Source organism: Neisseria sp. 20925_1_37 (genome assembly GCF_041433255.1).
Classification (GTDB): Bacteria; Pseudomonadota; Gammaproteobacteria; order Burkholderiales; family Neisseriaceae; genus Neisseria; species Neisseria flavescens_D.
In genome coordinates, this window is record NZ_JAPWBC010000003.1 from 197748 (window position 1) to 218356 (window position 20609).

Here is a 20609-nt window from a genome sequence, read left to right on the forward strand (position 1 = left end):
CTCAAAGTCCCCTTAATGCCAATCCGAACGCCAAGGTCAGTGACGGCGCATCAATTTGAAGCTGCGGCAATTCTACTTTTGCACTGCGTTCCACATATGAAATCGGATGCAGATATTCTGTTGCCGTATTGGTTTGCGAGAAAATGCTTTCCGCCAAACCTGCCTGCTGCGCGGTAAAGCCGGTCAGCAGGATGTGTTTGATATTGGAGAAAGAATCAGTGGCTTGCGTGGTATAGTAAAATTGCAAAACACGCTGAACTTCCTGTGCAACCTGTACGTTAAAACGGTCGGCAATCTGAGACTGGTAGTCGGAAGGCTTGTTTTGAGAAGCCATCATTTGCGCGGCTTTTTCTTCCGTTACCTGATAAGTCCGCTGAATCAGCTGATTGAGCTGCTCAGTGCTGACCGGCGTTTCTTGTTTGTAAAGAATACGGCCGTTTTGCAGAATCAGGGCATACATTTGCGTCGCATGAATGCCGAACACGGCAACTTTTTCCTCTGCCATTTCGGGAGCATGTGTATTCATCCAATAGACGAAGGCATTGCGTTGCGCCAGCAAGTCCAAGTCCAAAGCGGACAAAGGCAGACCGGCATTTTCAAACATTTCAATGCGTGGCTCGACATCGTCTTTTTTGGCGGCAACAGCTAAAACATGCTGGCCTGAACCGACTTCTTCGGCTTGAAAGTCGTAGTTCATTTCTTCAATAGGCGCAAATTGGCCGACTTCCGCTTCGACAAACTCTTCCAAGTCCAGATCGGTATCACGCGGGTTGTAAATAATTTGCTCGACTGTTGCCAAATTTTGTGGCACAGCCGCAACAATATTTTTGCAAGAACTGCGTAATTGTGTGTAAGTATGTTGGATGTAAGTAGCAAGCTGATCGTAGTCTTGAATTTTGTTGCCTTTGACAATATTTTTAGGCAATTTGGTAATAACGTATTTTTCCAGCTGAATTTGGTTTAAACTACGGCCTGTCAGTTGTACCATCTTAATGGCATGTTGGCTGATGTCGACGCCGATGGCAGAGCGGTTGTTCAATCCACTAGAAGCCTTGCCTGTTTTGGTATCTTTCGTGCTTTTAAATAAGCGCATGATTTGACTTCCCTGTATCATTTAGGAGTGAGTAACTGTTTCGTTATCCGTAAAGGACTTCTTATTCTTTACACAGTATTGACTGTGGCTGATAGAAATCGTTTCCCATTTTACTTTATTTATCGCCATTAATGGCAAATTATTACTTAGTCATGATTAAAAAGATTATAACGACCTGCCTGGGTCTCTTATTGGGACTGGCTCTTTTCGGTGTGGGGCTGATTGCAATTGCAATTTTGGTCACCTATCCGAAGCTGCCGTCTTTGGACACTTTACAACACTACAAACCAAAAATGCCGCTGACGATTTATTCTTCAGACGGCCAAGTCATTGGCGTTTACGGCGAACAACGGCGTGAATTTACCAAAATCGGCGACTTCCCGAAAATTTTGAAAGACGCCGTGATTGCCGCCGAAGACAAACGCTTCTATGACCACTGGGGTGTGGACGTTTGGGGCGTAGCGCGTGCCGCGATCGGCAACGTCATGGCCGGCGGCGTTCAATCCGGTGCCAGTACGATTACGCAACAGGTTGCCAAAAACTTCTACCTGAGCAGCGAGCGTTCATTCACCCGTAAATTCAACGAAGCCCTGTTGGCCTATAAAATCGAGCAGTCTTTGAGCAAAGACAAGATTTTGGAGCTGTACTTCAACCAAATCTATTTAGGTCAACGCGCTTATGGTTTTGCATCTGCAGCCCAAATTTATTTCAATAAAAATGTTAATGAATTAACATTGGCCGAAGCCGCCATGCTGGCCGGCTTGCCCAAAGCCCCTTCCGCCTACAATCCGATTGTGAACCCTGAGCGTGCCAAACTGCGTCAGGCTTATATTCTGAACAATATGCTGGAAGAAGGCATGATTACCCTGCAGCAACGCGATCAGGCTTTGAAAGAAGAGTTGCATTACGAGCGTTTTGTACAAAACATCGATCAAAGCGCCCTGTACGTTGCCGAAATGGTACGTCAAGAGCTATTTGAGAAATACGGCGAAGATGCCTACACTCAAGGCTTCAAGGTATATACCACCGTCGACACCGCACACCAGCGCGTGGCCACCGAAGCCCTGCGTAAAGTTCTGCGCAACTTCGACCGCGGCAGCAGCTACCGCGGTGCAGAAAACTACATTGACCTAAGCAAAAGCGACAACGTAGAAGAAACCGTCAGCCAATACCTTTCTACACTTTACACCGTCGATAAAATGATTCCGGCGGTTGTATTGGAAGCTTCACGCAAAGGTGTACAGATTCAGTTGCCGAGCGGCCGTAAAGTCACGCTGAACAGCCACGCTTTAGGCTTTGCCGCCCGTGCAGTCAACAACGAAAAAATGGGCGAAGACCGCATCCGCCGCGGCTCCGTCATTCGTGTTAAAGGCAGCGGCGATACCTTTACCGTCGTTCAAGAGCCTTTGTTGCAAGGCGCATTGGTGTCTTTAGATGCAAAAACCGGTGCAGTCCGTGCATTGGTCGGCGGCTATGACTACCACAGCAAAACCTTCAACCGCGCAACTCAAGCCATGCGCCAACCCGGTTCGACGTTCAAACCGTTCGTTTATTCTGCCGCTTTGGCAAAAGGCATGACTGCCTCTACCATGATTAACGATGCGCCGATTTCCCTACCGGGCAAAGGTGCAAACGGCAAAGCGTGGAACCCGAAAAATTCAGACGGCCGCTATTCCGGTTACATCACGCTGCGCCAGGCTTTGACCGCTTCGAAAAACATGGTGTCCATCCGCATTCTGATGTCTATCGGTATCGGTTACGCACAACAATACATCCAACGCTTCGGCTTCAAGCCGTCTGAAATTCCTGCCAGCCTGTCTATGGCTTTGGGTACAGGCGAAACCACGCCGTTGCGTATTGCAGAAGGTTACAGCGTCTTTGCCAACGGCGGTTACAAAGTATCTGCCCACGTCATCGACAAAATCTACGACAGCCAAGGCCGTCTGAGAGCGCAAATGCAACCTTTGGTAGCCGGTGAGAACGCGCCTCAGGCCATTGACCCACGCAACGCCTACATCATGTACAAAATCATGCAAGACGTTGTCCGTGTCGGTACCGCACGTGGTGCAGCCGCACTCGGCCGCGCCGACATCGCCGGTAAAACCGGTACCACCAACGACAACAAAGACGCATGGTTTGTCGGCTTCAACCCTAGCGTTGTGACTGCCGTCTATATCGGCTTTGATAAACCGCGCAGCATGGGTCGTGCAGGTTACGGTGGTACAATCGCCGTACCGGTATGGGTAGAATACATGCGCTTTGCCCTGAAAGGCACCAGCGTCAAACCGATGAAAGCGCCTGAAGGCGTGGTTGCAAATGGTGGCGAAGTGTATATGCGCGAACGCATGACCACCAGCTCCGACCTGGCCTTGGACAACAGCGGCGTTGCACCGCGCCCCGCTCAACCTGCCCGTCGCGCGGTTCCGAATGAAAACCGCCGCCGCACCGAGAGCGGCAATGCGCCAGCCCGTGAAGAATTAGACGAAACCCCAGTTCTGCCAAGCAATACCGGCAACAATAACAAACAACAACTGGACTCTCTGTTCTAACAAATCAAGGCCGTCTGAAACGTTCAGACGGCCTTTTTTGAGAAAATTCAAAGCAAAACCATGATTGATTTACACTGCCATTCGACCGTTTCAGACGGCATGCTGTCCCCAACCGAAGTCGTCCGACTCGCCCGTCAAAACGGTTGCACCCTGCTCGCCCTGACCGACCACGACCACACAGGCGGACTGGCCGAAGCTCGTGCCGAAGCCGATACCCTCGGCCTCCCCTTCGTCAACGGCGTAGAAATATCCGTCACTTGGCGCGGCCGCACCATCCACATTGTCGGCTTGGACTTTGACGAACACAACGAAACCCTGCAAAACCTTCTTGCCGAAGTCCGCAAAGGCCGTCTGAAACGATTGGAAGCCATCGCGGCCAAACTGGAAAAAAAAGGCATCACAGGCGCGTATGAAGGCGCGCTGGCATTAGCCGCCAACAAAGAAATGGCCAGCCGCACCCACATTGCTGAATTCCTCATCCGCGCAGGCCATGTTAAAAACAAACAGCAGGCATTTACCAAATACCTGGGCGACGACAAATCCTGTTCCGTCAGACACGAATGGGCCACACTGGAAGACTGCGTAACCGCGATTACAGGCGCGGGTGGCATGGCCATTATTGCCCACCCGATGCGCTATGAATTATCTGCCACCGCCAAACGAAACCTGTTTCAAGAATTTAAAAATCTCGGTGGCGCAGGGATTGAAGTACACAGCGGCAACTGCTGCAAAAACGACCGCCTCAACTATGCCCTGCTTGCCGACCGCTTCGACTTTCTCGCCAGCGCAGGCAGCGACTTCCACCGCCCCAACGACTTCAGCGGCGGTATACTCGGCGCCTGCCCCGACTTACCCGAACAATGCCACCCGGTCTGGAAACACTTTAAGGCCGTCTGAATTTTTGACAGCAATTTTTCAGACGGCCCGCCAAGTATGAGACAGTTATAAACATATCACACTCTACATATTGAAACTGCCTGCCCGATACACCATAATAACCCTATAAATACCCCAAAAATAAAGGTTAACGCCATGTGCCAACTGCTCGGCATGAATTGCAACACGCCCACAGACATCATGTTTTCTTTTGAAGGCTTCCGCCGTCGCGGCGGCATTACCGACCACCACGCCGACGGCTTCGGTATCGGCTTTTTCGAAGGCAAAGGCGTGCGCTTGTTTCACGACGACAAACCCAGCGCCAACTCGCCCGTTGCTGACTTGGTGCGCGCCTACCAAATCAAATCTGAAAACGTTATCGCCCATATCCGCAAGGCCTCACAAGGCCAAACCTCATTGGCGAACACTCATCCCTTCATGCGCGAGATGTGGGGCGAATATTGGCTGTTTGCCCACAACGGCCATTTGATTGATTTTTACCCCGAGCAGGGCGAGTACTACCATGCCGTTGGCACGACCGATTCCGAACGCGCGTTCTGCTTTATTCTCAACCGCCTGCGCAGCCGCTTTGCCACCAAGCCCGAACCTGAAGTTTTGTTTGATGCCATCGCCGGCCTGACCCATGAAATCCGCCGCTACGGCTTGTTCAACTTTGTGATGTCCAACGGCGACTGCCTATTTGCCCACGCCAGCACCTTACTGCACTACATCGTGCGCAAAGCCCCGTTTGGCAAAGCGCGTTTGCTGGACGATGATGTCATGGTCGATTTTTCAGAAGTGACCACCCCGAACGATAAAGTTTCCGTCATCGCCACCCTGCCCCTGACGCGAGATGAAACCTGGTCGCAATTGGCAGTCAATGAATTGGTGATGTTTCAAGACGGCGACATTGTCCGCAGCGACCGCCCCGAAAATCCGGTTTATATGAGTGCGGAAGAAGGTTTGGAAATCGCCCGTGCCGTCGGCGTATCGGTTTAACGGTTGATTGGCTGAAAAACTCAAGGCCGTCTGAAAGGCTCAACTTCGCTCAAGTTGCCCTTTCAGACGGCCTTTTTATACTTAATCCAGCGAAAAGCCTTTACTATACGAAAATAACGCAATCCGCTACAATAATAGTTCACAAACAATAAATTCAATTGCTTAGCGACCTTGCCGAGCGTATGACAAGGAAACCCGATGAAGTGCCCGTTTTGCCAACACCCCAACACACAAGTAACCGACTCGCGATGGCTGGAAGACACCAACAGCATCCGTCGCCGTCGCAAATGCTTGGAATGCGGACAACGCTTCAGCACTTTTGAAACCGTTGAAATGCGGATGCCGCAAGTCATCAAATCCAACGGCACACGGGTTCCCTTCAATCCGCACAAACTGCAGACCAGCCTTGAGCGTGCGCTGCACAAACGTCCTGTCACACAAGAACAAATCGATGAAACCGTTGCCCTTATCGAGCAACGCCTCTACCGTTTGGGCAAAAAAGAAGTCGCTTCGCGCATCGTCGGCGAAATGGCGATGGAAGAGCTGGCAAAAATCGACCAAGTCGCTTATGTCCGCTTCGCGTCTGTCTATAAAAGCTTTAAAGACGTTTCCGAATTCACCCAAGTCATCGCCGAATGTAAAGCCAAATAAGGCCGTCTGAAACCATGTTTTCCGCACTTGATACCCAAATGATGCAAACCGCCCTCGAGCTGGCCAAGCTTGGGCGGTTTTCTACTTCCCCCAATCCCCGCGTCGGTTGCATGATTGCACACGGCGCACAAATCGTCGGACAAGGTTTCCACGTCAAAGCAGGCGAGCCGCACGCTGAAGTTCATGCCTTAAGGCAAGCCGGAGCGGCGGCAAAAGGCGCAACAGCCTATGTTACGCTGGAGCCTTGCAGCCATTACGGCCGCACACCGCCATGCGCCGAAGCGCTGGTTCATTCCGGCGTAACGCGCGTGGTCGCCGCCATGACCGACCCTAACCCGTTGGTCGCAGGCAAAGGCTTGTCTATGTTGGAAGCCGCCGGAATCCGTACCGAAAGCGGTTTGTTGGAAGCTCAGGCGCGCGAACTCAACCGCGGTTTCCTGTCTCGTATCGAACGCGGCAGACCGTTCGTCCGCCTCAAATGCGCCGCCAGCTTGGACGGTAAAACCGCCCTTTCAGACGGCCGCAGCTTTTGGATTACCGGCGAAGCAGCACGCGAAGACGTACAAATTCTCCGTGCCGAAAGTTGCGCCGTTTTGACCGGTATCGGTACCGTACTTGCCGACAACCCGAAACTCAACGTCCGCAGCTTCCCCACCCTACGCCAACCTGCGCGTATCGTCTTGGACAGCCGGCTGCAAATCCCTTTGGACTGCCACCTCGTGACCGATACCGAAAGCCCGACCGTTATCGTTACCCTTTCCTCAGACGAACAACGTTTGCAGGCTCTAAGTGCATTTGAACATATCCGCATCATCAGGCCGTCTGAACACATCAACGACCGCATCAATCTTCTTTCCCTCATGCCGCGACTGGCAGAGCTTGGCTTTGGCGAAGTTCTGGTAGAAGCCGGCTCAACACTTGCCTCAGCCTTCCTGAAGGATGACTTGGTGGATGAAATCGTCCTCTACCAAGCGCCGAAACTATTGGGCGCAGGCAAACCTCTATTCTCCCTCCCTGAAAATCCGACCGCCCTACTTTCAGACGGCCCTTGGCAAAGTCAATCGGTAGAAATCATCGGACAGGACATTAAATGGGTTCTCCGAAAAAAATCCGTCTAATTGCCTCAATTTAATAATTAAACCATTGCAAATAGAATATATCTATCATTTACATAGCAATAAATGTAATTTTTTCGTCAATATATTATAATGACTTTAGCGTATTCCAATTTAAAACTTTGACTTAAGTTAACTATCCTCAAGCTGATTGTCGACAAATTTTCCTTTTTTTCATCACGAAATAATGGATTATTAAGATAAGTTAAGCCACGAAAATTTATTAAAAGTTTTTATTCTAGAAGGGTTTTAAACGGCATAAACGGTAGTTTCATTTCATGAACCATAAATTTGACAAAACAATATCTAAAATCAAAACATGTAGTTGAACGTAACTTCTGAAAATTAAGTATTCAAGAATACCGTTTTCATGCCTTATAGGCCGTCTGAACGACCGTTAAACTTTTTTGATTGAGACGAATCAGATAAGTGCTTATGATTTTGTCTAATGTAATTATAAGTATGGTTTTAAGGCTTCACACGATACGGCAGCCGGCTATGGCTATGCGGTTGCAGCAAACAACTCAGGCATCGGGCGAACTCTCCCGATTTACTCATTCATTACACGAAAGACATCATGAAAAACATTACGATACAAAAATTTGCCGATAAGACCGCAAAAATCGGCATCGTTGGCTTAGGCTACGTCGGTTTACCACTGATGTTGCGCTATGTGGATATCGGTTACCAAGTTTTGGGTTTCGACATTGACACCAACAAAGTCGACAAGCTCAACAAAGGCGAAAGCTACATCGAGCATATCCCTTCCGACAAAATTGCCGCTGCTTCCAACAGCCTGTTTGAAGCAACGACCGACTTCTCCCGCATCGGCGAAGTAGAAGCCGTCATTTTGTGCGTACCGACTCCGCTGAACAAATACCGCGAGCCGGACATGAGCTTTGTGATTGACACTACCGATGCGGTAAAACCTTACCTGCGCGCCGGTCAAGTGCTGTCTTTGGAATCTACTACCTACCCCGGCACTACCGAAGAAGAGTTGCTGCCGCGCATGGAAGAAGGCGGCTTGAAAGTCGGTCAAGACGTATTCTTGGTTTACTCTCCTGAGCGTGAAGACCCGGGTAACCCTAACTTTGAAACTCGTACCATTCCAAAAGTCATCGGCGGCCATACCCCTGCCTGTTTGGAAGTCGGCCTGGCGCTGTACCAACCTGCCATCGATAAAGTTGTTCCAGTAAGCTCCACCAAAGCTGCCGAGCTGACCAAACTTCTGGAAAACATCCACCGCGCCGTAAACATCGGCTTGGTGAACGAGATGAAAATCGTTGCCGACAAAATGGGCATCGACATTCACGAAGTCATCAATGCCGCTGCAACCAAACCATTCGGCTTCGTCGCTTATTACCCAGGTCCAGGCTTGGGCGGCCACTGTATCCCTATCGACCCGTTCTACCTGACTTGGAAAGCACGCGAATACGGTGTAAACACCCGTTTCATCGAATTGGCCGGTGAAGTAAACTCCCATATGCCCGACTACGTTATCGAAAAAGTCGGCCTGGCTTTGAATGACCATAACCGTTCTATCAAAGACAGCAAAATCTTGGTATTGGGTATCGCCTACAAGAAAAACGTGGACGATATGCGTGAAAGCCCGTCTGTGGAAGTTATGGACCGCCTGCACAAACTGGGCGCAGTGGTTTCCTACTCTGACCCACACGTTCCAGAGTTCCCACACATCCCCGGCCACCACTACTTCGACCTGAAGAGCGAAGCGCTGACTCCTGAAACTGTTGCTCAATACGATTGCGTGGTTCTGACCACCGATCACGACAAATTCGACTATGACATGATCACCGAACATGCCAAGCTGATTGTCGATACACGCGGCAAATTCCCAGTGAAAAATCCTAAAGTCATCAAAGCATAATCTTGCTTCAGACGCATCCGGCTGCCTCCGGTTTCCCCAACTGGGACGGCGGCCGGTTTCCCAAGGCCATTTGTTTTTCAGACGGCCTTGGCAAACCGGCAACGGTAACAACGCATCTCTTACGAAAAACGCTCAGCTCGAACTTCTGGCCGTCTGAAAACAAATAATATGAACGCGAAAAAAATCCTCGGCTACGCATTGGGCCCGGTAGGAAGCGCCGCCTTCGGCCTGCTTTCCCTGCCACTCATCTCATGGTACTTCCCTGCGGAAGACATCGGCCGTATCGTACTCTTGCAGACCATTGCCGGACTGAGCATTCTGCTCTTGGGCTTGGGGCTGGACCAATCCTATATTCGCGACTATTACGCCGTTAAAGACAAGGCCGCGCTGTTCAAATCCGTTTTTTTATCGCCATTGATTCTGACTGTGGCGGTTGTGGTTTTAGTGTTACTGATAAACGCATCATGGCCGTCTGAAATCATTTTTGACATCCCCAGTGCAAATTTGGGGATTCTCTTTCTGATTTTCTTGGCCACCACGCTGATTACCCGTTTTTTAGCCCTGATTTTGCGGATGAAAGAACAGGCATTGGCTTTTTCCGTCAGCCAGCTTGCGCCGAAATTCTTGATTTTGGTGTTGGTTTTTGCCGTGATTGCTTCCGGCTTGCCTGCCAATACCACTTCGCTGGTTTTTGCCTACACTGCCGCCCAAGTGCTGACCGTTGTGCTATTGATATATCAGCTGCGCCGAGACCTGCAAGCCGTTTCCCATGCGAAATGGTCGCCTGAGTTGCATCGGGACGGCCTGCGCTACGGCCTGCCGCTGGCATTCGGCAACTTGGCCTATTGGGGTTTAACTTCGATTGACCGTTTTGTCCTCAAGAATATCTCGGGCTTGGACGAGTTGGGTATTTATTCAATGGCGGTCAGCTTTGGCGCCGTCGCCCTGATTTTCCAAAGCGTGTTCTCCACCATTTGGGCACCTTTGGTGTTTAAATGGGTAGAAGAAAAAACCAATCTGGACAAAATCGGCGACATCACGCTTTCCATGACCGTCCTCATTAGCGCAATGATTTGCCTCATCGGGATTTTCTCTCCGATGGCGACCTGGATACTGCCGGAAAAATACACGCAGGTTCAATTTATCCTGCTCTCGTGTATGCTCTTTCCCCTGTTTTACACGCTGACCGAAGTCAGCGGCATCGGTTTGAACGTCGTCCGCTCGACTTGGCTGATTACCGTCATCAACATCGTTGCCTTTATCGCCAATACCGCCCTGCTCTATCTGCTGGTGCCGAAATTCGGTGCAAAAGGTGCGGCTATGGCCAGCGCAACGGCTTTTTGGCTGTTTTTCATCTTGAAAACCGAATTCTCTTCACACCTGTGGCAGCCTTTGCCGCGCCTGAAGATTTATACCAACTCAACGCTCTGCCTGATAATCTGCCTTGCCTACACTTGGCTGGGTACGCGCGACAACTACATTTGGTTTGCGCTGGCATGGGCAGTCGGACTGGGTTTCCTGTTCCTAAAATACAAACACGCACTATTTGCCGCGACCGAAAAAATCAAAGCCAAATTAAACCGTTCGGCAAAATAGCCAACCTGAGATTCACGTCTCTACGATAACAACAGCACGACTATGAAAATAAAACGTCTGAACTTATACACTTACATCCTATACATCATGCTCGCAGCCTATATGCTGGGGCCTGCGCTGTCCTTTAAGGTCGGCGTACCGCGTATCGACAACCCGCTGACCCTGATATTTGTACTGCTTGGTTTTGTCGTATTTTTTCTGGAAAGCAAGCATATTCCGCGCAAGATTTTTGCCATGCTCTGCGCACTGACCGCCATGTGCATCTGGCCTGCCATCCACATGGGCATTACGTCGCTGACACCGACACAGTACATGGATATTTTATTTTTTATGGCGGTTCCGGCTTTCTTCTACTTGTTTTACCAAGTATTGAAGCGCGCCGACGACCCTTTGGGAACGATTCAGAAGTTCCTCATCGTATTTACGCTGTTTATCGCCGTGCCGCCGTTTGCAGAACTGGCCACCGGTATTCAGTTTGTGAGTGCCAGCGATGAGTTGGCTATTGATGAAGGCTCGCTCAAAGGCTTGTTCTTTAACCCGAACAACCTTGCCGCCACTGCAGTCTGCCTTGCGCCTGCCATTTTGTTTTTCTTCCAACTCCAAGGACGGAAACACAAAGAAAAACTACTTGGCTGGGGTTTGTTCCTGCTGTTGGGCATGGCCATTTTCGCCAGCGTATCGCGTACCGCCATCGGCTGTTATCTATTGATTTTGTTGGTTTATACAGCCTATCGCAAAAACGGTTTTATTACGGTCGGCGTCGCTGGTTTGCTGGCATTGGTGTTGTCGATGATTCCGTCACGCGCGATTGCGGAATTTTTGCTATCGCTCAACGGCAACCAGTTTTTGGAACGCTTTTCCAGCCGCGTGTACCTCTTCCTGTACGACTTAGGCAGCGACAACTCCGTGTCCTACCGTCAGGAGATTTACAACTACTTCTGGAACAATCCGCCCCTGCTGCTGACCGGCTACGGTCCTAAAAACTTCCGCGAATATTTCGGCGGCCATTTGAGCGGCAGCTTGGGCTTTGAAAACCCACACAGCTTCATCATCGAGCTGTATTTGGGTTTCGGCATGATTTCCTTGCTCGGCTTTATTGCTTTTGTGGCGTGTTATTTCCTCTACACCGCCTCAAACCGAGCAGTAACCGGCAAATCGCGCGTTTTGGCTTGGGTTGCCTTGGGCATTTTCCTGCTGGCCGGTTTTATTCCGTCCACCATTTTGCGTATGCCGTTTATCTGGCTGCCCTGCCTGCTGATTTTTATTTACAGCGTATTTGTTGCGCCCAAGCTGAAAGATATGGCCGCTTACGCATACAACGAAACACTATACGATACGAAGAAACCATCATGAAAATCATCCTGACTACCTCCATGTCCGGCCTCGGTGGCACTGAAAACGCCACTTTCCGCCTCGGCCGCCTGCTCAAACAACGCGGACACGATATCGTATTAGCCTCTTCAGACGGCCCTTTGATTCAGGAAGCGCAAGCATTGGGCATCCGTTGGCAGCCGATCGATTTTTACCAAGGCGGATTATTGGGTTACGTCAAAGGCATGTTTGCCTATATGAAACTGCTGAAAAAAGAAAAACCTGATGTGATTCACTGTCAAATGGCGCGTATCGTTCCGGCCTGCGCCATTGCAGCCAAGTTCGCTTCGCCGAAAACCAAAGTGTTCTACCACGCGCGCGGCCTTGATCCGGAAACTTATCCGAAAATTGCCAAGCTTTTCGACAAGCTGGGCGTGTACATCATCGGCAACTGCAAACACGAACGCGAAAAACTCATCCGTTACGGTTTCCCTGCCAACCGTATCACCTACACTTACAACGCCCTGCACAAAGCAGATTTCGTTCCTGAAAAAACGGTCAAAGACTATGTCCAACTGGGCACGCTTTCCCGTTTGGACACCGTCCGCGCCGTGCATCTGATGTTGGATATTTTGAAGAAAATGGTTGACCGCGGCATGCCTGTACGCCTCAACGTTGCAGGTATCGGCGAAGAAATGGACAACCTCAAAGCCCAAGCCAAACGTTTGGGCATTGAAGACAAAGTCACCTTCCTCGGCGGTGTCCGCGACTTGACCGGCTACTTCAAAGAAGTCGATATTTTGGTGAACACGCCGCATTGCGTGGGCGACCACGGCGCAGGTGTCGGCAACAATATTTTGGAAGCCGGCCTTTACGACACGCCTGTCGTGACCTACAACATGGCGGGCATTTCCGAAATGGTCATCACCGGCCAAACCGGCTACTGCATTCCTTTCGGCGATGACGAAGCGTTTATCGAAGCCGTCGATACACTCATCAAGCATCCTGAGTTGCGCAGTCAAATGGGCAAAGCCCTGCACAAACACGTTGAGACCTTATGCTCCGACGACGAAATCTACCGCACCACCATGGCTGCGTACGAAATGTAAGGCCGTCTGAAACATGAACATTACCATCGTCGCCCCTTATTGCTCGCTGCCGTCCGAGCCGCATTTCAACCGCTTCTGGTATCTTGCCGAGCTGTTGTCGCAGTCGCATGACGTGTTGCTGATTACCAGCAACTTCAAGCACTACGACAAATCTTTCAGACGGCCTGAAGATGCCGAGGCCGCCTCACAAGGCCGTCTGAAAGTCATGCTATTGGAAGAAAGCGGATACAGCAAAAACGTGTCTTTGGGACGCGTGACCAGCCATCACCGCTTCATCAAACATTTTGAAAAATGGTTGGAAAACTGCCGTCCGGGCGAACAAGACGTCGTCTTTTCCGCCTATCCGCTGATTGCCACCAACCTACTGTTGGGCAAACACAAAGCGCGTTTGGGCTACAAACTGATTGTCGATGTGCAGGATGTATGGCCGGAGTCTTTCTCCTCGGTCATACCGTTTTTGAAAAAAGTACCGCACAACCTACTGCCCTTTGCTTCACGCGCCAATCAAGCCTACCGCTACGCCGACGCACTGGTTGCCGTATCGCAGACTTATCTCAACCGCGCCAAAGAAGCCAATCCGAACGTACCTGGCGAAGTCGTTTATATCGGCGCGGATTTTCCCAAACTCGATGCCGCGCCTGCCAAAGATTTTGGCGACGACAAAACCCGCTTTTTCTACTTGGGCACGCTCAGTTACAGCTATGACGTGGAAACCGTGTGCAAAGGCGTTCGCAAACTGTTGGATGCCGGCGAAAACGTCGAGTTGCACATCATGGGCGGTGGCCCCGATTTGGACAGGCTCAAACAATATGCCTGCGACGGCATCAAGTTCTACGGCTACATTCCTTACGCCGAAATGATGTCGGTCGCCAAAGGCTGCGACATTTCCGTCAACGCCATCCACTCTTACGCCATGCAGTCGATTACCAACAAACTTTCCGACTATATGGCTTTGCAAAAACCGATTCTGAACAGCCAGGTTAACGACGAAGTTGCCGAAGTCCTTACCCTGCTGCCGCATGCGAACTACCGTTCCGGAGATGTGGACAGCTTCGTTAAAGCTGCCAAAGATATTTTGAAGCGCAAAGACGATCCTGTTCAGTCCGAAGAAATCGTCCGCCGCTTCAAGCGCGACGTTGCCTATCAAAAAATCGTCAACCTGATTGAAAGATTAGCTCATGAATAAATTTTTCAAACGCCTGTTTGACATTGTTGCCTCCGCTTCAGGGCTGATTATCCTGTCGCCTGTGTTTTTGATTTTGGTGTACCTCATCCGCAAAAACTTAGGCTCGCCTGTGTTCTTCATCCAAGAGCGGCCGGGCAAGGATGGCAAGCCGTTTAAAATGATTAAATTCCGCTCCATGCGCGATGCAATCGATAAAGACGGCAACCCGCTACCGGACAGCGAACGCCTGACCGATTTCGGCAAAAAATTACGTGCTACCAGTTTGGACGAACTTCCTGAATTATGGAATGTCTTAAAAGGCGAGATGAGTCTAGTTGGCCCTCGTCCGCTGCTGATGCACTACCTGCCGTTGTACAACGACTTCCAAAACCGCCGTCACGAAATGAAACCGGGCGTGACCGGTTGGGCGCAAGTCAATGGCCGCAACGCCATTTCATGGGATGAAAAATTCGCCCACGATGTTTGGTACATCGACAACTTCAGCTTTTGGCTGGATATCAAAATTTTGTTCCTGACGGTTAAAAAAGTCTTCGTCAAAGAAGGCATCTCAGCCGAAGGAGAAGCCACCATGCCTTATTTCACGGGTAATAAAACTGATGAAAAAAAATAACATACTGATTCTGTCGGCAGGTCGCCGTGTCGAATTGGTGCAGGACTTCCAAACCGAAGCCGCACGTTTTTCAGACGGCATCGGCGTTTTTGCCACTGACCTCAACCCCCACATGTCTTCTGCCTGCCATGTTGCCGACCGCGCTTTCAGCGTGCCGCGCATCGATGCAGCCGAATACATTGACAGCATTTTCGAGCTGGCCAAACAACACGACATCGGTCTGATCGTGCCAACCATTGATACCGAGCTGCTCAAACTGGCCGAAGCACGTGACCGTTTTGAAGCTGAAGGAATACATATTGTCATTTCTGATGCAAAGCTGATTACCCTGTGCCGCGACAAGCGCCTGACCGCAGGCCTGTTTGCACAATACGGCATCCGTTCGCCTGAAATTTACGAACGTGACCGCTTGGTTTTCCCATGTTTTGCCAAGCCTTATGACGGCAGCCGAGCCATCGGTGCGAAAAAAATCAACACACCGGCTGATTTGACTGTCGACATTACCGAAGACCCGAAAATGATGTTCGCCCAATACATCGATATTGAGAATACTTTCTCCGAGTTTACCGTCGATATGTATTACGACCGTCAAGGCCGTCTGAAATGCGCCATTCCTCGCGAGCGTTTAGAAGTGCGCACCGGCGAAGTCAGCAAAGGCGCAACCCGACGCAATGCCCTATATAACGAGCTGGTTGAAAAAATAGCCGTATTGGAAGGCGCACGCGGCTGCATTACCGCGCAATTCTTCGTCAGCAAAACCGACAGCACAACCTACGGCGTAGAAATCAACCCGCGTTTCGGCGGCGGTTTCCCGTTGACTTACGCCGCAGGCGGCAACTATCCGGGCTGGCTGATTCAAGAATACATCGGCGGCCAAGACGTCCCTTTCTCCGACGACTGGGAAAACAATTTAATCATGCTTCGTTACGATGCTAAGGTTTTGGTAAGAGAACATGATTAAGCCGGAAGAATCCGTCATCGTCTTCGATCTTGACGATACGCTTTACTCTGAGTACGACTACAAATGCTCTGGAATACAGGCAGTTGTAGGGATAATTACGTCGCTTTACCCTCAATACGATGCCGACGTACTAAATGAAATTGCAGACAATAAAAGTAAAGACTGGCTCGCCAATTTGTGTCATCATTGCAAATTAAACGAACTAGAGAAACAATCACTTTTGTGGCAATATCGACTACATAGGCCTGTTATCCGACCCTATGTTGAACCGTCTTTTTTACGGAAGCTGATGCGCCCTTTTGCCGCATGCGCCCTGATTACAGACGGCCGCAGTCTGACACAGCGTTTGAAAATACAGGCCTTGGGTTTGACCGATTTGTTTGACGACATTTTGATTTCGGAAGCCATGCAATCGGAAAAACCCGACGACAAACGTTTTGTCTTCCTGCAAAACAAATATCCGGCTGCAAAACGTTTCATCTACATCGGCGACAACATCAAAAAAGATTTTGTCGCACCCAACAAACTGGGTTGGCTCTCCATAGGCATCATGCCTAAGCTGCACAATATTCATCAAGCCGAGCCCGAGCAATACGGTCGTGAATACCAGCCCACCCTTTGGATAAACACCCTGGAAGAACTGACTACACTGACAACTTCCGCCACCGAAAAAGCAAATGCATAAGGGACATTTCTCCATGAAAATCTTATTTATGGGTCGTAAACAGGTTTCCGCCAACCTGCTTCGTTTTTTGACCAAACAAGACCATATCGAAATCGTCGGTGTCTTGACCGACAGCCATCTGCAAGGCTCGCCGACCACGGCTGCCGCGCAGGAATTGGGCTTGCCCCTGTACACCTTCGATACGGCTTTGGAAGCAATGCGAGAAGGCCGTCTGAAATACGATTTGGGCTTGTCCGTCCTTTACTGGCGCAAGCTGCGTGATGAATTCCTGAGCATTCCGACTTTAGGCACGATCAACTTCCACCCTGCGCTGTTGCCCGAATACAAAGGCACAGGCGGCTACAACCTGGCCATCATGGACGAGTTGAACGAATGGGGCAATACCGCCCACTACGTCGATGCCTCCATCGACACCGGCGAAATCATCGAAGTGGACCGCTTCCCCATCGACGCCGAAACAGAAACCGCACAATCGCTCGAACGCAAAACCATGCAGGCATTGGAAGATTTCGCACGACGCATCATCATCCTCGCCATCGAGTCGAAAACCAAATTGCTGACCACGCCAAACATCGGTGGCCGCTACATCAGCCGTGACGAAATGGAAGCCATGAAGCAAATCCGCGACGGCGACAATATCGAGAAGAAAATCCGCGCCTTCTGGTTCCCGCCTTACGACGGCGCATACGTCGAAATCAACGGTCAAAAATACACCCTGATCAACCGCCAACTGCTGGAAGAAATCGCCCCTAAAGGCTCAACCAGTCTTTTTGCAGGAAAAACAAATGCTTAATACATCACTCTCCCCATGGCCAAGCTTTACTCAAGAAGAAGCCGATGCCGTTTCCAAAGTCCTGCTGTCCAACAAAGTCAACTACTGGACAGGTACGGAATGTCGCGAATTTGAAAAAGAATTTGCTGCCTTTGTCGGCACGCAATACGCCGTCGCCCTTTCCAACGGTACGTTGGCTTTGGACGTAGCCCTCAAAGCAATGGGTATCGGCCAAGGCGATGATGTGATTGTCACTTCGCGTACTTTCTTGGCTTCAGCGTCCTGCATCGTGACCGCCGGCGCAAATCCGGTGTTTGCCGATGTCGATTTGAACAGCCAAAACATCAGCGCCGAAACCATCAAAGCCGCTTTGACGCCAAACACCAAAGCCATCATCGTGGTTCACCTTGCCGGTATGCCTGCCGAAATGGACGACATCATGGCTTTGGCAAAAGAACATAACTTGTGGGTTATCGAAGACTGCGCCCAAGCGCACGGTGCGAAATACAAAGGCAAATCCGTCGGCTCTATCGGTCACGTCGGTGCTTGGTCGTTCTGCCAAGACAAAGTCATGACCACCGGCGGCGAAGGCGGCATGGTTACTACCAACGACAAAGAGCTGTGGAGCAAAATGTGGTCGTACAAAGACCACGGCAAAAGCTACGATGCCGTGTACCACCGCGAACACGCACCCGGTTTCCGCTGGTTGCACGAAAGCTTCGGCACCAACTGGCGCATGATGGAAATGCAGGCGGTCATCGGCCGCATCCAGCTCAAACGCATGCCTGAATGGACTGCCCGCCGTCAAGCGCACGCTGCCAAACTGGCTGAAAGCTTGGGCAAATTTGCCAGCATCCGTTTGGTTGAAGTGGCCGACTACATCGAACACGCGCAATACAAGTTCTACGTTTTCGTCAAACCCGAACACCTGAAAGAAGGCTGGACACGCGACCGCATCGTCAACGAACTGAACGCGCGCAAAGTGCCATGCTATCAAGGCAGTTGCTCCGAAGTGTATTTGGAAAAAGCCTTTGACAACACGCCTTGGCGTCCGAAAGAGCGTTTGAAAAACGCTGTCGAGTTGGGCGACACCAGCCTGATGTTCTTGGTGCACCCAACCCTGACCGATGAAGAAATTGCGTTCTGCAAAGAAAACATAGAAGCCGTATTGACTGAAGCCACGGCATAATCATTTTCAGACGGCCTGCAACTTCAGGCCGTCTGAAAAAAGCAAAACAGCCTGCTTCAAACAATCCGTACCAAGCCACATTACAACACTCAGACACACGTAAAAAATAAAATGAACTTGGAAACCCTGCTGGCTCTGCCGCGCAATCTAAAAAAAACCTTCTTCGTCATTCACGATATCTTGATGATATTCGTGGCGTTTTGGTTTGCCCAAAGCCTCAAAGTGCAATACTCCGACGAATGGTTGAGTATCGCCAACTGGCTAGCTTTCGGCAGCACTGCGTTGCTGACCATCATCCTTTTCATCCGTATCGGCCTCTACCGCGCCGTTACGCGCTTCGTCAGCGTCCGCGTCCTGACCGCCGCCGCATTCGGCAGCATTATTTCAGCGGTCTTGTTCTGCCTGACCACCCTGGTTTTTGAGCAAAAACTGCACCTTGCCCTGCCCATCGTCTATTTCTTGGTCTTGGTGGTCGGCGTGACCAGCTCGCGTATGATCCTGCGTGCGATTCTGACCGATCATCACCGCAAACAAATGACCCCCGTCATCATCTACGGTGCAGGCCAATCCGGCCGCCAGTTGTTGGAAGCCATCAAACAGGTTAACGAATACTCGGCCATCGCCTTTGTCGATGACAACCCGAAAATCCAACGTACCGTCATCTATGACCTTGCCGTCTACAACCCCAACGAAATCCCGATGCTGATCAGCCGCTACGGCGTACGCAAAATTCTGCTGGCGATTCCAAGTTCTACGCCGGAAGAACGCAAAGACATCATCCGCCGCCTCGAAGCATACAAATGCGAAGTCCTGACCATTCCGGGCATGAAAGATTTGGTGGACGGCAAAATCAACGTCAGCTCATTGAAAAAAATCTCTGTGGTCGATTTGCTCGGCCGCGCCCCTGTGGCACCGCGCCCTGAATTAATGAGTGCCGACATCAGCGACAAAGTCGTGATGGTGACCGGCGCAGGCGGCTCTATCGGCTCCGAACTTTGCCGTCAGATTCTCAACTGCCGTCCGACCAAACTGCTGTTGTTTGAATTATCCGAATTTGCCCTATACAGCATAGACAAAGAATTGCGCGAAACCCAAGCCGCGCAAGGCAGCCAAGTCGAAGTCGTACCGCTTTTGGGTTCGGTTCAAAACAAAGACCGCCTCAGCAGCATTATGCAAGCCTATCACGTCGACACCGTCTACCATGCCGCAGCCTACAAACACGTCCCTATGGTAGAGTTCAACACCATCGAAGGCATTCAAAACAACGTGTTCGGCACACTCTGCTGCGCGCAGGCTGCCGTAGATGCTGGCGTTTCCACCTTTGTTTTGATTTCCACCGACAAAGCCGTCCGTCCGACCAACACCATGGGCGCCAGCAAACGCATGGCCGAACTCTGCCTGCAAGCGCTTGCCGCCGAGCCAGAACAAAAAACACGCTTCTGCATGGTGCGTTTCGGCAATGTATTGGGTTCGTCCGGCTCCGTTGTCCCGGTATTTGAAAAACAAATTGCCGAAGGTGGCCCGATTACCCTGACCCACCAAGACATTACCCGCTACTTCATGACCATTCCCGAAGCGGCGCAACTGGTTATCCAAGCCGGCGCAATGGGTAAAGGCGGCGACGTATTCGTCCTCGACATGGGCGAATCTGTCAAAATCATCGACCTTGCCCGTCAAATGATTGTCCTCAGCGGTCTCAAAGTCAAAGACGAGCAACACCCGCACGGCGACATCGAAATCAAGATTACCGGCCTGCGCCCGGGTGAGAAACTTTATGAAGAACTGCTCATCGGCGACGAGGTGCAAAAAACCACTCATCCCCGTATTATGACCGCCAGTGAAGTAATGCTTCCATGGACGCAATTATCTGACATACTGTCGGAACTCCAAACCGCTTGTCTCCAAAGCGACCAAAACAGCCTGCGCCAGCTTCTGCTGCGCGCACCGACAGGCTTCGTACCTAAAGACGATATCTGCGACTTGGTTTGGCAACAAAACAATAAGGCCGTCTGAACATTTTCA

17 protein-coding genes are annotated in these 20609 nt (G+C 50.7%); 16 read left to right on the plus strand and 1 reads right to left on the minus strand.

Annotation, left to right across the window (positions count from 1 at the left end):
* Position 1: 1 nt before the first annotated feature.
* Entirely contained in the window at positions 2-1093 is a 1092-nt protein-coding gene (gene pilM, locus O3661_RS03785; protein WP_371492342.1) for a type IV pilus assembly protein PilM, read from the minus strand.
* Between the two features lie 152 nt (positions 1094-1245).
* Here pilM and O3661_RS03790 point away from each other — a divergent pair, with 152 nt between their 5' ends.
* The 16 genes from O3661_RS03790 (at position 1246) to O3661_RS03865 (ending at position 20600) form a co-directional block, all read left to right on the plus strand.
* Positions 1246-3642: a penicillin-binding protein 1A gene (locus O3661_RS03790; RefSeq protein ID WP_371492373.1), complete on the plus strand. Its 2397-nt coding sequence runs from the start codon at positions 1246-1248 to the stop codon at positions 3640-3642.
* A 60-nt stretch (positions 3643-3702) separates the two neighbouring features.
* Positions 3703-4539 carry a PHP domain-containing protein gene (locus O3661_RS03795; RefSeq protein WP_371492343.1) on the plus strand — a complete coding sequence of 279 codons (837 nt, stop codon included), beginning with the start codon at positions 3703-3705 and terminating at the stop codon, positions 4537-4539.
* A gap of 135 nt (positions 4540-4674) precedes the next feature.
* Positions 4675-5517, plus strand: coding sequence for a class II glutamine amidotransferase (locus O3661_RS03800; protein ID WP_371492344.1), 843 nt, complete (start codon positions 4675-4677; stop codon positions 5515-5517).
* A gap of 198 nt (positions 5518-5715) precedes the next feature.
* On the plus strand, positions 5716-6168 hold the full coding sequence (gene nrdR, locus O3661_RS03805) for a transcriptional regulator NrdR (protein ID WP_003748978.1): 453 nt from the start codon (positions 5716-5718) through the stop codon (positions 6166-6168).
* Positions 6169-6182: 14 nt separating this feature from the next.
* A complete protein-coding gene (ribD, locus tag O3661_RS03810; RefSeq protein ID WP_371492345.1) occupies positions 6183-7286 on the plus strand; it encodes a bifunctional diaminohydroxyphosphoribosylaminopyrimidine deaminase/5-amino-6-(5-phosphoribosylamino)uracil reductase RibD in 1104 nt (367 codons plus the stop codon).
* Between the two features lie 574 nt (positions 7287-7860).
* Entirely contained in the window at positions 7861-9168 is a 1308-nt protein-coding gene (locus O3661_RS03815; protein WP_004520865.1) for a nucleotide sugar dehydrogenase, read from the plus strand.
* 168 nt (positions 9169-9336) lie between these two features.
* A complete protein-coding gene (locus O3661_RS03820) occupies positions 9337-10764 on the plus strand; it encodes an oligosaccharide flippase family protein (protein WP_371492346.1) in 1428 nt (475 codons plus the stop codon).
* A 42-nt stretch (positions 10765-10806) separates the two neighbouring features.
* Positions 10807-12117 (plus strand): O-antigen ligase, encoded by a 1311-nt coding sequence (locus O3661_RS03825; protein WP_293199123.1) that lies wholly within the window; start codon positions 10807-10809, stop codon positions 12115-12117.
* Positions 12114-13184, plus strand: coding sequence for a glycosyltransferase family 4 protein (locus tag O3661_RS03830; protein ID WP_254347044.1), 1071 nt, complete (start codon positions 12114-12116; stop codon positions 13182-13184). The genes O3661_RS03825 and O3661_RS03830 overlap by 4 nt, the downstream gene beginning before the upstream one ends.
* A 13-nt stretch (positions 13185-13197) precedes the next feature.
* Positions 13198-14370 (plus strand): glycosyltransferase, encoded by a 1173-nt coding sequence (locus O3661_RS03835; RefSeq protein WP_371492348.1) that lies wholly within the window; start codon positions 13198-13200, stop codon positions 14368-14370.
* Positions 14363-14980 carry a sugar transferase gene (locus tag O3661_RS03840; RefSeq protein ID WP_049333552.1) on the plus strand — a complete coding sequence of 206 codons (618 nt, stop codon included), beginning with the start codon at positions 14363-14365 and terminating at the stop codon, positions 14978-14980. The genes O3661_RS03835 and O3661_RS03840 overlap by 8 nt, the downstream gene beginning before the upstream one ends.
* Complete coding sequence (locus O3661_RS03845; protein WP_371492350.1) at positions 14967-15941, plus strand: ATP-grasp domain-containing protein; 975 nt, start codon at positions 14967-14969, stop codon at positions 15939-15941. The genes O3661_RS03840 and O3661_RS03845 overlap by 14 nt, the downstream gene beginning before the upstream one ends.
* The gene (locus O3661_RS03850) at positions 15934-16626 is read left to right on the plus strand and encodes an HAD family hydrolase (protein WP_371492351.1); all 693 of its coding nucleotides are present in this window, start codon (positions 15934-15936) and stop codon (positions 16624-16626) included. Before O3661_RS03845 ends, O3661_RS03850 begins: the two co-directional genes overlap by 8 nt.
* 13 nt (positions 16627-16639) lie before the next feature.
* Positions 16640-17419: a methionyl-tRNA formyltransferase gene (locus O3661_RS03855; RefSeq protein WP_371492352.1), complete on the plus strand. Its 780-nt coding sequence runs from the start codon at positions 16640-16642 to the stop codon at positions 17417-17419.
* Positions 17412-18587 carry a DegT/DnrJ/EryC1/StrS aminotransferase family protein gene (locus O3661_RS03860; RefSeq protein ID WP_107724025.1) on the plus strand — a complete coding sequence of 392 codons (1176 nt, stop codon included), beginning with the start codon at positions 17412-17414 and terminating at the stop codon, positions 18585-18587. Before O3661_RS03855 ends, O3661_RS03860 begins: the two co-directional genes overlap by 8 nt.
* A gap of 111 nt (positions 18588-18698) precedes the next feature.
* Entirely contained in the window at positions 18699-20600 is a 1902-nt protein-coding gene (locus tag O3661_RS03865; RefSeq protein WP_107724024.1) for a nucleoside-diphosphate sugar epimerase/dehydratase, read from the plus strand.
* Positions 20601-20609 lie beyond the last annotated feature (9 nt).

Excerpts from the sequence above, each read along its gene's own strand:
- pilM (WP_371492342.1), bottom strand. The coding sequence starts at position 1,093 with ATGCGCTTATTTAAAAGCACGAAAGATACCAAAACAGGCAAGGCTTCT.
- O3661_RS03790 (WP_371492373.1), top strand. The coding sequence starts at position 1,246 with ATGATTAAAAAGATTATAACGACCTGCCTGGGTCTCTTATTGGGACTG.
- O3661_RS03795 (WP_371492343.1), top strand. The coding sequence starts at position 3,703 with ATGATTGATTTACACTGCCATTCGACCGTTTCAGACGGCATGCTGTCC.
- O3661_RS03800 (WP_371492344.1), top strand. The coding sequence starts at position 4,675 with ATGTGCCAACTGCTCGGCATGAATTGCAACACGCCCACAGACATCATG.
- nrdR (WP_003748978.1), top strand. The coding sequence starts at position 5,716 with ATGAAGTGCCCGTTTTGCCAACACCCCAACACACAAGTAACCGACTCG.
- ribD (WP_371492345.1), top strand. The coding sequence starts at position 6,183 with ATGTTTTCCGCACTTGATACCCAAATGATGCAAACCGCCCTCGAGCTG.
- O3661_RS03815 (WP_004520865.1), top strand. The coding sequence starts at position 7,861 with ATGAAAAACATTACGATACAAAAATTTGCCGATAAGACCGCAAAAATC.
- O3661_RS03820 (WP_371492346.1), top strand. The coding sequence starts at position 9,337 with ATGAACGCGAAAAAAATCCTCGGCTACGCATTGGGCCCGGTAGGAAGC.
- O3661_RS03825 (WP_293199123.1), top strand. The coding sequence starts at position 10,807 with ATGAAAATAAAACGTCTGAACTTATACACTTACATCCTATACATCATG.
- O3661_RS03830 (WP_254347044.1), top strand. The coding sequence starts at position 12,114 with ATGAAAATCATCCTGACTACCTCCATGTCCGGCCTCGGTGGCACTGAA.
- O3661_RS03835 (WP_371492348.1), top strand. The coding sequence starts at position 13,198 with ATGAACATTACCATCGTCGCCCCTTATTGCTCGCTGCCGTCCGAGCCG.
- O3661_RS03840 (WP_049333552.1), top strand. The coding sequence starts at position 14,363 with ATGAATAAATTTTTCAAACGCCTGTTTGACATTGTTGCCTCCGCTTCA.
- O3661_RS03845 (WP_371492350.1), top strand. The coding sequence starts at position 14,967 with ATGAAAAAAAATAACATACTGATTCTGTCGGCAGGTCGCCGTGTCGAA.
- O3661_RS03850 (WP_371492351.1), top strand. The coding sequence starts at position 15,934 with ATGATTAAGCCGGAAGAATCCGTCATCGTCTTCGATCTTGACGATACG.
- O3661_RS03855 (WP_371492352.1), top strand. The coding sequence starts at position 16,640 with ATGAAAATCTTATTTATGGGTCGTAAACAGGTTTCCGCCAACCTGCTT.
- O3661_RS03860 (WP_107724025.1), top strand. The coding sequence starts at position 17,412 with ATGCTTAATACATCACTCTCCCCATGGCCAAGCTTTACTCAAGAAGAA.
- O3661_RS03865 (WP_107724024.1), top strand. The coding sequence starts at position 18,699 with ATGAACTTGGAAACCCTGCTGGCTCTGCCGCGCAATCTAAAAAAAACC.